Source organism: Caballeronia sp. DA-9, from assembly GCF_051615025.1.
Classification (GTDB): domain Bacteria; phylum Pseudomonadota; class Gammaproteobacteria; order Burkholderiales; family Burkholderiaceae; genus Caballeronia; species Caballeronia sordidicola.
Genome location: NZ_CP195132.1, coordinates 235,114 through 248,429 on the forward strand (window position 1 = coordinate 235,114; position 13,316 = coordinate 248,429).

13 protein-coding genes are annotated in these 13,316 nt (G+C 59.4%); 6 read left to right on the plus strand and 7 right to left on the minus strand.

Translation table 11 applies throughout. The annotated features are described in order from the left end of the window. Nucleotides 1-404 precede the first annotated feature (404 nt). Both ACRWA7_RS07365 and ACRWA7_RS07370 read left to right on the plus strand, forming a co-directional pair. Complete coding sequence (locus ACRWA7_RS07365) at nt 405-1,004, plus strand: hypothetical protein (RefSeq protein ID WP_438392098.1); 600 nt, start codon at nt 405-407, stop codon at nt 1,002-1,004. Nucleotides 1,005-1,752: 748 nt separating this feature from the next. Then, on the plus strand, nt 1,753-2,358 hold the full coding sequence (locus ACRWA7_RS07370) for a response regulator transcription factor (protein ID WP_438392099.1): 606 nt from the start codon (nt 1,753-1,755) through the stop codon (nt 2,356-2,358). Between the two features lie 75 nt (nt 2,359-2,433). Here the strand turns inward: ACRWA7_RS07370 and ACRWA7_RS07375 are convergent, their stop codons facing one another. After that, nucleotides 2,434-4,257 (minus strand): ATP-binding cassette domain-containing protein, encoded by a 1,824-nt coding sequence (locus ACRWA7_RS07375; RefSeq protein WP_438392100.1) that lies wholly within the window; start codon nt 4,255-4,257, stop codon nt 2,434-2,436. Continuing rightward, the gene (locus tag ACRWA7_RS07380) at nt 4,254-5,129 is read right to left on the minus strand and encodes an extracellular solute-binding protein (RefSeq protein WP_438392101.1); all 876 of its coding nucleotides are present in this window, start codon (nt 5,127-5,129) and stop codon (nt 4,254-4,256) included. The genes ACRWA7_RS07375 and ACRWA7_RS07380 overlap by 4 nt, the downstream gene beginning before the upstream one ends. A gap of 291 nt (nt 5,130-5,420) precedes the next feature. On the opposite strand from ACRWA7_RS07380, the gene ACRWA7_RS07385 reads away from it, so the two are divergent. After that, nucleotides 5,421-5,849: a TOBE domain-containing protein gene (locus ACRWA7_RS07385; protein ID WP_060818231.1), complete on the plus strand. Its 429-nt coding sequence runs from the start codon at nt 5,421-5,423 to the stop codon at nt 5,847-5,849. A 28-nt stretch (nt 5,850-5,877) separates the two neighbouring features. Here the strand turns inward: ACRWA7_RS07385 and ACRWA7_RS07390 are convergent, their stop codons facing one another. Beyond that, the gene (locus tag ACRWA7_RS07390; protein ID WP_438392102.1) at nt 5,878-6,819 is read right to left on the minus strand and encodes a hypothetical protein; all 942 of its coding nucleotides are present in this window, start codon (nt 6,817-6,819) and stop codon (nt 5,878-5,880) included. Nucleotides 6,820-7,015: 196 nt separating this feature from the next. Here ACRWA7_RS07390 and ACRWA7_RS07395 point away from each other — a divergent pair, with 196 nt between their 5' ends. Further along, the gene (locus ACRWA7_RS07395; protein ID WP_060818233.1) at nt 7,016-7,504 is read left to right on the plus strand and encodes a molybdopterin-dependent oxidoreductase; all 489 of its coding nucleotides are present in this window, start codon (nt 7,016-7,018) and stop codon (nt 7,502-7,504) included. A 74-nt stretch (nt 7,505-7,578) separates the two neighbouring features. On the opposite strand, the gene ACRWA7_RS07400 is transcribed toward ACRWA7_RS07395, so the two are convergent. Then, nucleotides 7,579-8,754: a porin gene (locus ACRWA7_RS07400; protein WP_438392103.1), complete on the minus strand. Its 1,176-nt coding sequence runs from the start codon at nt 8,752-8,754 to the stop codon at nt 7,579-7,581. A gap of 230 nt (nt 8,755-8,984) precedes the next feature. Between ACRWA7_RS07400 and ACRWA7_RS07405 the strand changes: the two genes are divergently transcribed. Together ACRWA7_RS07405 and ACRWA7_RS07410 are read left to right on the plus strand one after the other, a co-directional pair. Then, entirely contained in the window at nt 8,985-9,539 is a 555-nt protein-coding gene (locus ACRWA7_RS07405) for a nitrogen fixation protein NifQ (RefSeq protein ID WP_438392104.1), read from the plus strand. Between the two features lie 127 nt (nt 9,540-9,666). Beyond that, nucleotides 9,667-9,990 (plus strand): winged helix-turn-helix domain-containing protein, encoded by a 324-nt coding sequence (locus tag ACRWA7_RS07410; protein WP_438392105.1) that lies wholly within the window; start codon nt 9,667-9,669, stop codon nt 9,988-9,990. 6 nt (nt 9,991-9,996) lie between these two features. On the opposite strand, the gene ACRWA7_RS07415 is transcribed toward ACRWA7_RS07410, so the two are convergent. From ACRWA7_RS07415 to ACRWA7_RS07425, 3 genes are all read right to left on the minus strand, one after another. Then, a complete protein-coding gene (locus tag ACRWA7_RS07415; protein ID WP_438392106.1) occupies nt 9,997-11,376 on the minus strand; it encodes a DUF2325 domain-containing protein in 1,380 nt (459 codons plus the stop codon). A 164-nt stretch (nt 11,377-11,540) separates the two neighbouring features. Continuing rightward, complete coding sequence (locus tag ACRWA7_RS07420) at nt 11,541-12,044, minus strand: hypothetical protein (RefSeq protein WP_438392107.1); 504 nt, start codon at nt 12,042-12,044, stop codon at nt 11,541-11,543. A 269-nt stretch (nt 12,045-12,313) separates the two neighbouring features. Beyond that, the gene (locus ACRWA7_RS07425; protein WP_438392109.1) at nt 12,314-13,219 is read right to left on the minus strand and encodes a dihydrodipicolinate synthase family protein; all 906 of its coding nucleotides are present in this window, start codon (nt 13,217-13,219) and stop codon (nt 12,314-12,316) included. Nucleotides 13,220-13,316 lie beyond the last annotated feature (97 nt).

Below are 13,316 nucleotides of genomic sequence, written 5' to 3' on the forward strand. Positions count from 1 at the left end.
CGGCAGTTTCCGCGGGGGCGTGGCGGGAGCGGTGGACGCAAGACGCGCATCTGGCTTGGCGTCGAGCCGTAGCATTGGCACTCGGACCGCTGAGAGGCAAGGACGGCCTTGCGGCTGAGCTTCAGCAGCAGTTACGCTCATATTCCTGGCGGAGATGTTCAGCCGCCGCGAACCATGAGGTTGAGATCACCCTGTCGCCGCGAAACCTCGCGCATCGTTCACGCACCGCCCGCGTCCGCATCCAGGCGCCGAAGCGGGTTCGCCAAGGGCGCTTGCACCCGAAATCTTACCCGCGGGTCCGGTTGAGCCCTCGCACCAACGCCACTAGCGCATTGAGCTTGCCGCCGATCCCGCCGTGCTGGCAAACTGAACGACTACAAAACGATACAAGGGGAAGGCAGGACATGGCAGATCAACAGCGGCACGACGCGGACGCGTTGCTCGAACGTATGAACGTTCCCCGGGACCTTCGCGGGCAGATCACGAACGACATTCTGAAAAACCGCTTGATCGTGCCTATCGAAGAACCGCGTCGGCGCGACCCACCGCCGGGCAGCATGGAAATGCTGGTGGGCTACGATCCGACAGCACGACGCGCCCCGCGCCTGAACTTAACGACGTTGCGCGGTGTGAACGCCTTCGGCCTGATGTCATCGGCGATCGCGGCGTTCACCGGTGCGAGCCTTGGGGAACCGCCTCTGGGCGCCGTTGCGGCCGTCCTGACGCTGATTTCGAACCTGGACGTCAAGACCCGCTTGGACAACCTCACGCCGCGCGAAGCAGCGGTGCTCGTCGTGTCCAACGACCTGAACAACGAACCCGTGCAATGGCCGGATTGGCTCGAACGATCGAACACGCTTTTGCAGCAGTGGCAGGTGACGCCTATGACGACGGAAGATCTTCGCAAAACTGTGGCCCTGCTCGAACGACGTGGATGCCGCGTCATCGACGACGAGGACGGTCTGGTCGTGCGGACGCTTTACATCGCCCTACGCCTGGGATAACGGCCCACGACGCATGTTCGAACGTTATAGGATCAACTTAGGCAAAGCCTCGCTGCTGCTCCATGCGCTCAAAGCACATCCGGACCGTCTGGATCTGCATTCGGAACTACAACGCTTTCTGGTCGAACGGATCGGCAGCGTCGAGCGCGCTAACTGGTCCGTCGGTGTCCACCCAACGTCCCTTCGCCGGGACCGACTGCCCAAAGTTCGGCGGACGCGGTCAAACGCAAGATCGCGGCCTGGGAGGGACTCGTGCGCAACCTGCACCATCTGCTTTCATCTGGCACCGCTTCGGCGACGGCATCGCGGGGATCTATAAAGCTTTTTCGCCCTGAAGCACCTTTATTTGTACACCGTGTCTCGGCGTCGTCACTTCACCTCCAAGCCGTCGTCGGTGGCGAAAGCGTTCCTTGACGCATTGCGCCTGGGTCAGACCGAGGAGGGCAGCTACGTGGTGATCATCGCGCCCCTCGGCAAGGACCAAGGCAACCAACTTGGTTTACCTTCCGTTCCGCTGGGAAACGCGGTCACCGACTACTGTCGTTGAGCCTGTTGGTGCTGAACGGCGCCTTTGAGTGGTACGGTCGGACCCTTGAACGGTCGATGTTCGATAACGCCGTGATGAGCCACCGGCTATTCTGAATCCGCTAGGGAGGCGCGCCATATTGTTCCCGTGCACCCGAAGGTTCGGGGGTATTTTTGGGGGCATCAAAATCTTTATATCTTCTAGAACATTATGAAATATGGCTTGACAGACGGTTTCAGGATTCTCGACTGGCATTGCACGGGCTTGTCCGGCCTGGACTTGCTCAAGTCCATGCGTTCCGGCATTGGCGAACGCGTTCCCGTCATGTTTGCGTCCGCCGACGGTGGCGAGAGCAACATCGTGCGGGCGCTGACCGCCGGCGCCGACGACTTTGTCACGCACCCGGTGCGCAGCGCGGAATTCGGCGCGCGCGTGGAGGCATTGCTGAGGCGTGCTTATCCGGCGAACGCGGCGGCCATCACGGAACTCGGTCCGTACCGGTTCGACTCGCGCCAGCAAAGCGTGACGGTGCGCGGACAACCGGTCCAGTTGAGCGGCACGCAGTTCCGGCTCGCGTTATTGTTCTTTTCGAACATCGGCCGCGTGCTGTCGCGCGATCACATCTTCGCCATGGTCTGGGGGCGCGAGTTCCGCGAAAGCACGCGCACCATCGACAGCCATGTGTCGCGGTTGAGGCTTGCGCTGAGCATAGAGCCGATCAATCATTTTAGATTGCAGCCGGTGTACAAGAGCGGCTATCGCTTGCTGCATCTTTATGGCGATGAACAAGCCACACAACATATGCTGGAAGAGGAAGCTACCGCTTAAGCGGTGTTGCTGGAAATGAGAAAGCCGTCAATTTAACTGACGGCTTTTTTATTGCGCGGGCGCAGCGGATATTTTCTAAACGGACCAGACGGTCAATCGGTTTGTGTCGATGGAAAAGCGGTGTGAAGTACCCATTTTCAGTTGTGGATCATCGGTGGGAATGTCGAACCCAACACCCAGGATCTTCAGTCGTGCGTAGCGCTCGCCGCGACGCAATTCGATCCGCTCCACAACGCCCTCGAACGCGCCGTTTTCCGCGCGGCTGATCGCAAGCGCTGGAACACGCCACATGATTTCGCATCCTGTTGGAATGGCGTGCGCAACGCGCAGACGCAGCGACCCGCCAAGTTCAATTACACCAGGTTCCACGAGCGTGCCTTGCCCGATGTTATGCAAGCCCAGAAGCTCCGCCGCGCGCAGCGTTGCTGGACGCTCGAAGACATCGATGACGCTACCTGCCTGCAGCACGCGGCCATGTTCGATCAACAGGACTTCGTCGGCGAGAAGGGCTGCTTCATCAGGGTCATGCGTGACGATGATCGTGACCGCCGATATTTCCCGCTGCAACTCCCGCAGCGATTGCTGCAGGCGTCGGCGGCGCGGCGTGTCGAGCGCGGCAAAGGGTTCATCGAAGAGCAGGAGCTGGCTATGTTGCGTCAGCGCACGGGCAAGCGCCACGCGCTGTCGCTGACCGAACGAAAGCTCGTGCGGCAAGCGTCCAAGCAAGCTTGAAAGTCCTAGATGATCCACCCATTGCCTGGCGCTGGCGGCATCCGCGTTCAACGGAAACGCGAGTTGCTGCGCCACCGTCATGTGCGGAAAAAGGCCATAGTCCTGCGGCATATAACCGATTTTGCGGGCCTCGGGCGGAAGGTCGTCAAGGGAAGTGCCGCCGATCGACACCATTGCCTGCTGTCCCGTCTCAAGCCCGGCGATCAGGCGCAGCGTCATCGACTTGCCCGAGCCCGAGGTTCCGATGATCGCAAGACGCCGCGTTTGCGGCGCCCAATTGATGTCAAGATCGAAACTGCCCAACCGCTTTTTCAACGCGACGCTCAAGCGGCGGTCGTCTGTATCGATCAAGGTGTGCGCCTGGCGGGTTTCGTCGGCGTCGTCCGCATTGACGCGTTGCACGTTCGACGTGGCGCGCCCGTTGCGGCTATAGATGGAAATCGCCGCGCACACAATGGCAATCGCGAGCGTGGGCAGCAGCAGCGGCATCATGGCGGGCAAGCCCTGTCCGCCAAAGACCACGTACGTATAAACCGGCAACGAATACGGGTGGTACGCAACCATCACGGTCGCCCCGAATTCGCCGAACGCGCGCAGCCACGCAAGCGCGAGACCGGCGCTGATCGCAGGCCACGCGACCGGCAGCGTCACGCGAAAGAAGCGGCTTCCTGCACGATGGCCGAGCGTCGCCGCCACGTCCTCGAACATGGGATCGACGGCGGCGAACGCCGAGCGTGCCGCGATGATGAGAAACGGCGCGGCCACAAACGTCTCGGCCAGCACGATGCCCGCGAACGAGTCGGTCAGCGCGCCGCCGGTCAGTTGTCCGACCCAGCTATAGGGCCCGAGAAGAAACAGCAGCAAGACGCCGCTGGTAAGCGGCGGCAAAGCAAGCGGCAATTGCACGATGAAGCCCAGGAACGCCGCCCGGCGCGACGTGGATCGTGCGAGCAGATAACCGAGCGGTACACCGCCTATCAGGATAACAAGCGACGCGACGCTGGCGCTTCCTGCGGATACCGCGACAGCGGATAACGTCGCGTTCCAGTCGACGCCGTGCCAGTCCGCCGCGCCGACCTGCGGAATGCTGGCCAGAAACGGCGCGCACAAATAGACTGCGAGCAGCGCTGCGAGCCATGACAAAGGGCGCGCCACGGTGTGTTTCATCGAGTGGCGTCGATCACGGCCTGGAGCGACGGCGGCATGGCTTGCGCATTGCCGGTTATGGCGGGCTTGACCACATCCACGCCATGTTCCTTGAGCAGTTCACGTCCTTTCGCGCTCAGCAGGAAGTCGGTGAAACGCGTGGCGCCCGTTGCATTCGGCGCGTCGCTCAGGATGGTCAGCGTGTAGCTTGCCTTCGCCTGCAATTCAGGCGCGGGACGAATGGATGGAATCTTCAGGTCCGAGGTTTCGGTGGAATAGAAGAAGCCGGCGTCGAGTTGTCCGGATTGCAGGCGGCCCACAAGCGTTTCCTCAGGCAGGACCTGATCGGGATTCTCAGCGGCGCCAAGCGTCTTTTCGACGAGATCCGGCTGGTGATAGAGATCGGCCGCCTTCGTCACCATCTCGACCGTGAATGCGCCCTTGGGATCCAGCTTGGGGTCGGTGCGGCCAATCTTGATTCCCTGCTCCTGCAACACCTGGTCCCAACGCTTGGTCTTGAATTCGCCGGCAAACTTGCTGCGCGGGTTATAGCCGATCATCAACGGCGACTCGGCGAAGGTCACGTACCACGCGACATGGTCGCCGTTGGCGGCGCCCATCAAGCCCGTGTTGACCTTCGGGCTTGCGCTGATGAAGACATCGCCGCGACGCAGCTTGCCCTTGATCTCATTGGCGATCTTGTTGGAACCGGCGGCGTAGCCCTGGAAATGCAGCCCGGTTTCCTTCTCGAACGCAGGGCCGACGCTGCGCTCCATCAAGTTGACGAGCGACCCCGCATACAGGACATTCACCACATTGTCGTCCGCTGCCGCGGCGTGCGCGAACAGGGCGGCGGTTGACACTGCAACGGACATCATCACCTTACGGATCATCTGATTCTCCACTTTCTTCTAGGTTGATTGAAGGGTGTCAAGCAGGGCGCTACCTTGCTTGATCGCGCGCATGACAGAGTGCGTGATAAAGGGCGATATATTACGCTGAGACATATGAAATTCGCTAACGCCATCGTCACGGCGCAAGCGCGTTTTACGTGCAAATTGACTCGCGCCAGCCACATCGCCCCGTTAAACTTACGGCTTGCCTGCAGAGGCAACCACAGCACAACGTGCGTCCTTGTGTCGCGCCGTTTATGTCGGCGAGGGACGCCGCAACCGGAGATGAATATGCGTACCAGCGCCCGAAATCAGTTTGTTGGCGAAGTAGTGGATGTAAAACATGGCGCGGTGAACGACGAGATCCTGCTGCGCGCCAAAGACGGCCTGGAGATCGTCTCGGTGATCACGCATGGCAGCGCGACATCGCTTGGACTTGTGGCTGGCAAGGCGGCGTTTGCGCTGGTCAAGGCGTCTTCGGTGATCGTGATGGTCGACGTGGCGAATAGCCAGACGTCCGCGAGAAACAGCTTCGCCGGCACTATCTCGGCCGTGACGCCAGGCGCCGTGAACACCGAAGTCGTGATCACGGTCGCGGGCGGCGCGCAGATCGCGGCGATCGTCACGAACGAGAGCGCTCAACGCCTCGCGCTTGCAACCGGCAAGCTGGCTACGGCGATCTTCAAGGCATCGAGCGTGATCATTGGCGTAGATGACTAAGCGGAATTAATCGGCGGCCGCAAGCGCTTTAGTTCAGGGGAATGATCGCAAGGCTGCCGGCTTCGCCAGCGGCTTTTGCGCGGTCCACCACATAAAGCAGGTGGCGCGTGGGGTCGAGCGCCACGCCGCGCGCATCGGCGAAATCGTTTGCGACCTCGGTCACGGTGCTGTCAGGCGCGATCCGGCATACCGCTGTCACGTTGCATTTTGTGTAGAGCGTTCCGGTTGTATCGATAGCCAACAGATCGGGACCGTTGATCTTGATGACCTGGGTGTGGAGACCGCCCGGCTGTGTGTGATTTAGCAAGCCGGAAAGACTGGTCTTGAGAATCATGTTGTTCGTCTGATCCGAAACAAACACCGCGTCACCCTGCACGACAACGCCCACGGGCTTGGCCAGCCCGGATAACAGGTTGCGTTCGGACGCCGCGTGCGTGGATTCATCATATGTGATCAGACTCATGCCACCTGTTCCCGGCGCGTTGGCATTCTTGACGAACCATGTAGAAAGCAGTTTTCCCGGCCCGATAGCGGCCAGTCCAAGCCTTCGCCGCGCGGGATCCAACCCGGTCAGTGCCGACACGGATTTATCCGCGCCGATTTCAAGCACGGCGCCTGACGTCCCAAACCCGAAGCGTCCGGCCAGTAACGTGCCCTCAGACGAAATGGTTACTTGACTCAAGGCATTCGGTTGCCCCGGGTTTTCCGGAATGACCGCGTACGGTGCAAAGTTCTTGCCATCGGTCGATGCAAGCACGCTGTTGGTTTTGTCGTCGGTGATGAAAATACGGCCATTGACCGGGGCAATGGCAACGCTGTTTGGCCGAGCATCGAGCGCTATCCGTTGAGGAGCGCTGGCGACTTGCGCAGATCCGCAGCCCGCAAGGAATAACGCCGCTGCTGCCGACAAGGCGCAAGAAAAGAGACTCGGGAAACTGACAAAGCGCTTGGGTAAATTTGGAGATGCCATTGTGGTTCTCATTCCGACGGGACCCCTAATATAACGCGTGGTCGCGGGTCCGTTCCCGGACACAAGGCGCATATGCGAGAACCTGTATGGTCAATATGGTCCAGGCAAATGTTGGCGCCGCAGTCTGATGGCGTAATATTCGCGTGGATATAATGCATGTCAGTCGCCTGCAACCGGTCCCTGGAGGGTAAAAAAAATGAGTGATGCCAATGCTCAGGCACTCGTGGTCGAAGACGCCAGGATTGTCATTTCGCTGGAGGGTGATTTCCTGCGTCCCTTGAGCGTCGACCTCGGGGAATTCAGGGACCAGCCTACTGTTGTCTCAGACCCCTTCGACCTTCGCTGCTATACGACCAATCGCTTTATTCGAAGCGTCGATACGTATCGTGGGGTGTTATTAAAGGATCTGATCCTGAAAGCCGGCTTGCGGCCCGAGCCGCCGGGCGAATTCAAGCGGACGGTATTCATGGCAGTGGCGCAGGATGGCTACGTGGTGACTTTCTCGTGGCACGAATTGTTCAATACGCCCGTGGGAGAGCGCGTGATCGTGGCTTACGAATGTGGCGGCCGGACAATTACCAGCGAGGAAGGTGCACCCATATTGTTTTCGGGCGCTGACATTCTTCCTGCTCCGCGTCATGTGAAACGGCTTGCGCGAATCGTAGCCCGTGTTTTGACAGTCTAGGCTACGTAATGAACTTGAGAACAAGCGGAAATTAAGGGCAAGCGCCAGTTGTGGCGCTCGCCTTGAACCATTAATCAGAACTTATGGCGCAAGCCAATACGCACCGCGACCTGATTGTTCGCACCGGTTCCCGAGTTACCGAGGAAACTGGAGCTTGAACCAATTTCTGCCTGCACCGGAACGTTACGGCCGTTGACCGTATTGCTGCCCGACGCCTTCTGATAAACCACAATCCCGTATACGTCGGTACGCTTAGAGAACGCGTAGTCGATCGTGCTGTTGATCTGGTGCCACTTGCCTTCGAAGTTGTCGTCGAGCTTCGAGAACGTATAGCCCAGACCTGCGCTCAATGCCGGCGTAAATGCGTACTTTCCGCCCAGTTCATAGTTGTTCAGCTTCGATTGCGCTCCGGTGATCGGCTCGAAACTGGTGTGCGTCCAGAGACCCCAGACCGTACCGGCGCCAATCATGTATCGTGCGCCAACGCCGAAGGTTTCGAGGTCACGCAAGCCGCCGGTGTTCACGTTCGCGATGCTCACGCTGAACGCAGGTGTCGCGCCGTTCGGGAAGCGGATATTCGTGTACGCCGCGCCAATGCCAAACGGACCTTGCGCATAGTTGACGCCCGCGCTGACCGTGCTCGACGAACCTTGCGTGGTCGTGGTGCCGGCGGTGGTGGTCGGCGAACCTGCGAACGATCCTGCCTGGTTCGAGAAGCCGTACAAGGCGCCGAAGGTCAGGCCAGCGAAATTGGCGCTGCTGAACTTGACCGAGTTGTTGATACGGCTAGACGTGAGCTGGTCCAGGTCGTTGATGTGGTAAGCATAGTTGCCGGCTGGCGTCTGGCCGCCCATTGAATAGCTGCCGCCAAGATAGTCGGTCGAGAACGAATACTGCCGGCCGAGCGTGAACGAGCCCACGTCTTTCTTTGCAATACCTACATAAGCCTGGCGGCCGAACAGCGCACCGCCCTGGCCGAGCGTGCCGTCACCGGAGCTGAAGCCGCTTTCCAAGGTGAAGATGGCTTGCAGGCCGCCACCCAGATCTTCCGCACCGCGCAGGCCCCAGCGGCTGCCTTGAGCGACACCATCGCCATAACGGAACAAATGATCATGTCCCGTCGCCGTCGCAGCATTGCTGACGTAGCTCACGCCCGCGTCGATCAAGCCATATAGCGTCACGCTGCTTTGTGCATGTGCGGCTATCCCGAATGTGCTCAGTACCGCGGCCGCAACAATCTTCTTGTTCATTGTCTTTTCCTGGTTTTGTATTAGGTCGATGCTGCTTAGGTGTGCAGCGATCAGGCTTTCTAGTGCAGGTGTATTTCAATTACGAAATATCGACCGGAATATAGCGATGGGTCAGCAATTGGTAAACGTGATTTTTGAGTTTGTAGGGTTCAAGACACAATCGCTTGACGGCGCGCATGGCGTGGCATACTAGTTGCCCGCGCGGCTTAACTCATGCTTGACGCTCATTAATGGCACCTCTGCATTCAATGCGTACGACTTGCGCCGAATTGCTTGCCGCCTCGGCGAATCCGCATTCTCCAGACACGGTTCTATTTGCAACGCTGCTTGGTGCGCACGAAGAACCGCATTTACTGGGCTTATCGAATGAGCAAAGGTCCTGGCTCTATAGCAGGCATTTCGGCGCAATGACAGCGCCTGCCGCGGATATGCCGATCCACTCCGAAGAACATGCAGCATTCGTCAAAGCGCTTAGCGGTTTTTTGCTAAGTCGAATTGCTGATTCCGCTGATTTAACTGAGGCGCGATGCCTCGTCACGGTCATCGCGCATGCGTGCTTGCGGCCCGATCATTTATGGCGCGATCTGGGATTGAGCGGACGTGATGAAATGACCGCCATGCTGCAACGGTATTTTCCAGTGCTCGTAGCCCGCAATACCGACGGGACACGATGGAAGAAATTTCTCGCGCGAGAACTTGCTTTGTCTTTGGGCGTGCCGCCCCGCCCCGCGCCTGGATGCCCGGGCTGCGAGGATTTTTCATACTGTTTTGGTTCTGGCCCGTAGCACGAACGCTCATGTAGCGGGCCGGTCATGCCTCGCCCTGCCTCGCTCGTGTATGCTTTCGCGCATGGCCAATTCCACGAAAGACCCAACCCGATCCGCGTCCGGTCGACCCGAGGTGCGTTTTCGCATGCGCATTCGCCAGGCGGACGCAGTTGCGATAGGACCGGGAAAAATCGATCTGCTCGAGGCTGTGCGTGAGCATGGCTCCATTTCGGCCGCTGCACGCAGTCTCGGCATGTCTTATCGCCGGGCCTGGCTGCTTATCGATGAATTGAACGGCACGCTGAAGACGCCGGCGACGTCCTCGGAAACCGGCGGGTCGTCGGGTGGTGGGTGCGTGTTGACCCCGGTCGGTGAAAAGATCGTGCGGCTTTATCGCGAGATTGAAGAAGAAGCCGCAAGGAGCTGCTCAACGCAGATTTCCTCGCTGATCCGGATGATGAAGCGCTGACGGACCCTAGCCGTGCTTCAGGCAAAAGCGGGAAGCCGGCGGTTGGGAGGCCGTTTGGAAGTCGTTACGGGAGTCGCTTCGGGAATCCTTTCTGGCGGCGGTTCGCCCCAGGCGCGCCATCAATTCCATAAAACTTGCCACGCTTGCGGTCCGCACCGGATGGTAGTCCACCTGATGGCGATCGCAGACGCGCTTGAGCAGGTTCATGGAATCGTGATCGATGCAATCGACCGGAAATACCACGATATCCGCTCGCGGCAGCGCGGCCGCGAACATGCCCTTTCGGTCTTCTATCCCGCCGTCATGCACGACGAAATCGCCACCCGCCGATTCGACCAGTTGCCTTAGCGCGGCATTCGATCCTGGCCGGCCGCCAACATAAACCACACGCTTGCCTGCCAGATTGTCGAGGTCCGCGCCGCGCGATCCTGCGTCGTCTCCCTGGGCGAGCACGGCGCGCTCCAGTGCGCTGCATTCGGCCTGCACGATGTTGAGCGCCGCAATGGTGTCGTCAAGGCGCGCGCTGAGCGTGCGCGCGTAATTTTGCTCGCTGATCGCCCGTTGTTCCGCGGCTTCGCGCCGGCTCGTGTGGATTGCCAGCTTTTCGTCGCGCGCAACCAGTGCTTCGCGAAGCGCCTGTACTTCGGCTTCCAGACTTCCCTCCGATACATCGGGTGCACGCTGCGCCTTTGCCGACAACTCCGCGAGTTGTTCTGTCAGTTCGCGGATGGTGGCATCGCGCTCGCGGCTCTGTTCGTGCAGCTTGTTTTGCTGGCGCTCGATCTTGTCCTTGAGCGCCGCATTTTCTTCCTCCAGTGCAACCAGCCGGCGAATGTCCGCCCGGTTGGCGGCGCCGACCAGATGCGACAGCATGTGCAAGTCGCCGAACGCGACTTGCCGCACACTCATGATGGCTTGGGGATGCGTCATCAACGCCCAGTAAGCGGGCGGAATGTCGCCGCTCTTGAGCGCTTCTTTCCACAGCGCCAATAACGCTTCGGGACTCTTCGCCACTTCGAAGCGCCGCACTGCGCCCGAATAACGCGTATCGAGTGCTTTCTGCAAGGCCTTCGCGCCCGGACCGCCGTCTATGGCAAGTTCGACCGCCGCGTGATGAATTTCCAGATCGCTTGCGTGCTGCTTGTCGAGATCGGTGAATTTGGGAACGAGCTTCCTCAGTTCGTTCGTGCTAAGGCAAGTTCCGATAATGGAGCAATGCAAATGCGAATCCAGATCGACCAGGCGCGCGCGGCGGTTCGCGCTGCGAAGCTGTGCTTCCGAAGGCGCGCAGCATGCGTCAGCCGACAAGCCTTTGTAAGCGCCTGTACTGCTGCCGGATTCGCTGGAAGGCGTACGAGCAAGGCGGAAAGGGGGAACGGATTGCACATTCACCTCGAATCGATCTGGATTTCAGGCGTCTGGACAAAAATTGACATGATGTCTGTCCAAAGCATGGATATCGAAATATACCATCGAATATAACGGTGCGAATCTGAACGGCCGTGCTGGCGTGACCGTACTGGCAAAAATCAAACGACGCTGGATTGCTGCTAGACAGACGCGCCGCTGTTCACGCGGTCGCGGTAATGCTGCTCGAGCACGTGCTCGACACAAAGGCCGACGAAGGTTGCGTCGAGACGTTGAAAGCTGGCGGCCACGCGCTGCAGGCTTTCGGTCCCGCTTCCCGGCATGATCTGGAAGACCAGGTCGCGTTGCTGTTCAGCCGAGCGCGCCGTTTCTATGGCAAAGCGCAAATCGTCGAGGCGCACAAAGCCGAATGCTTGGGCATGCTCGTAGAGCACCGATAAAAGCTCGCCCAGTGACTGCCCGGTTGTCGCTTCGAGCGAGCGGGCGTCGCCGAGCAAGTCTTCGAGCATCAGTACAAAGCGGGCGACGCTTGCATGAAGGTTCCGGAACGCATCGACAACTTCCCTGATCGCCGCTGTGTGCTCCGGATCGCGCGCAGTATTGAGCGGTGTGATTGCGCCCGACAGACCGTGCGGGATTGATATCGACGCTGCGATGCGAGGTGAGCGTGCCTGTTGCCCGGACATCGGGAACTCCTTGTAGTGCTTTGGATAGCATATGTTTCGTCGAGCCGGAAGAACGATATCCGGCTCGCGAGATAGTACCGTGATATATGGAAGAATATAACGAAAGCGATTTTTATGCCTCGCTTGTTTGTTTCTTGCGGCTTGGGGACGGGGATATCGTTGCTTAAGCCGTCTTCATGATGAAGACGTTTCGAGGTGCGGCGGGCGCAGGGGAAAGTGCGGTGTCTTAATCTAGGAAAAGCGCCGGAAGTTGTCCGGCGCTGCGATGTTTAACAAGCGGGCAAGACCGGGCGTGTCTCGATCGAGCGACGGATCAGCGCTTCGACCTCACGCCGTTCGTCGCCCGCAAGCGGCAAGCGCGGAGGACGGACCGGTTCGGTGCCGAGACCTGCGATTGCTTCCGCCAGCTTGATGTTCTGCACGAGCTTCGTGGAGACATCGAGTGCGAGCATTGGCGCAAACCAACGGTAGATAGTGCGTGCTTCGTCCAGGCGGCCGGCCTTGAGAAGCTTGAAGATGGCTACCGTCTCTTCAGGGAAGGCGCACACGAGTCCGGCAACCCAGCCGTGCGCGCCCATCAGGACGGCTTCCATCGCAAGGTTATCGACGCCGCAAAAGAGGGCATAGCGATCGCCGACTGCGTTGATGAGGTCGGTGAAGCGGCGCACGTCGCCAGCCGACTCCTTGATCGCGACGAACTTCTTTTCGTCGGCGAGTTCGGCGAACATGTCAGGCGTCACGTCCACGCCGTAAGCAAGCGGATTGTTGTAGACCATGATCGGCAGGGGACTGGCGCTTGCGATCACACGATAATGATTCAACGTCTCGCGACGATCCGATATGTAGCGCAAGCCCGGCAAGACCATATACCCGGCTGCGCCATGCTTCACGCCGAGCTCAGCTTGGCGGCATCCGTCGAGCGTGCTGTTCTCGGCGATAGTCAGCAGCACGGGTACCCGTCCCCGTGCTGCATCGACGGCGATATCAAGCACGTCCAGCTTTTCGTCGAGCGACAGCGTGGAGGCTTCCCCAAGCGATCCGCACACGATGATCCCATCCACGCCCGCTGCAATTTGCGCTTCAATGTTCTTCCCAGTCCACGCTTGATCTATGCTGAAATCGGCATTGAACTTCGTTGTTACGGCAGGCATGACGCCTTCCCAGATATGTGCCACGGCAGCGCTCCTGACAATAATGAATTGAAACGAGTCTAAGCATTGCATCAAGGCTCGTCTTGCATCGTGCACGCAGGCAAAGTGCCGATTTCGGCAT

Excerpts from the sequence above, each read along its gene's own strand:
- ACRWA7_RS07390 (WP_438392102.1), bottom strand. The coding sequence starts at position 6,819 with ATGGCATCTCCAAATTTACCCAAGCGCTTTGTCAGTTTCCCGAGTCTC.
- ACRWA7_RS07405 (WP_438392104.1), top strand. The coding sequence starts at position 8,985 with ATGGCACCTCTGCATTCAATGCGTACGACTTGCGCCGAATTGCTTGCC.
- ACRWA7_RS07420 (WP_438392107.1), bottom strand. The coding sequence starts at position 12,044 with ATGTCCGGGCAACAGGCACGCTCACCTCGCATCGCAGCGTCGATATCA.
- ACRWA7_RS07400 (WP_438392103.1), bottom strand. The coding sequence starts at position 8,754 with ATGAACAAGAAGATTGTTGCGGCCGCGGTACTGAGCACATTCGGGATA.
- ACRWA7_RS07375 (WP_438392100.1), bottom strand. The coding sequence starts at position 4,257 with ATGAAACACACCGTGGCGCGCCCTTTGTCATGGCTCGCAGCGCTGCTC.
- ACRWA7_RS07365 (WP_438392098.1), top strand. The coding sequence starts at position 405 with ATGGCAGATCAACAGCGGCACGACGCGGACGCGTTGCTCGAACGTATG.
- ACRWA7_RS07410 (WP_438392105.1), top strand. The coding sequence starts at position 9,667 with ATGCGCATTCGCCAGGCGGACGCAGTTGCGATAGGACCGGGAAAAATC.
- ACRWA7_RS07380 (WP_438392101.1), bottom strand. The coding sequence starts at position 5,129 with ATGATCCGTAAGGTGATGATGTCCGTTGCAGTGTCAACCGCCGCCCTG.
- ACRWA7_RS07385 (WP_060818231.1), top strand. The coding sequence starts at position 5,421 with ATGCGTACCAGCGCCCGAAATCAGTTTGTTGGCGAAGTAGTGGATGTA.
- ACRWA7_RS07395 (WP_060818233.1), top strand. The coding sequence starts at position 7,016 with ATGAGTGATGCCAATGCTCAGGCACTCGTGGTCGAAGACGCCAGGATT.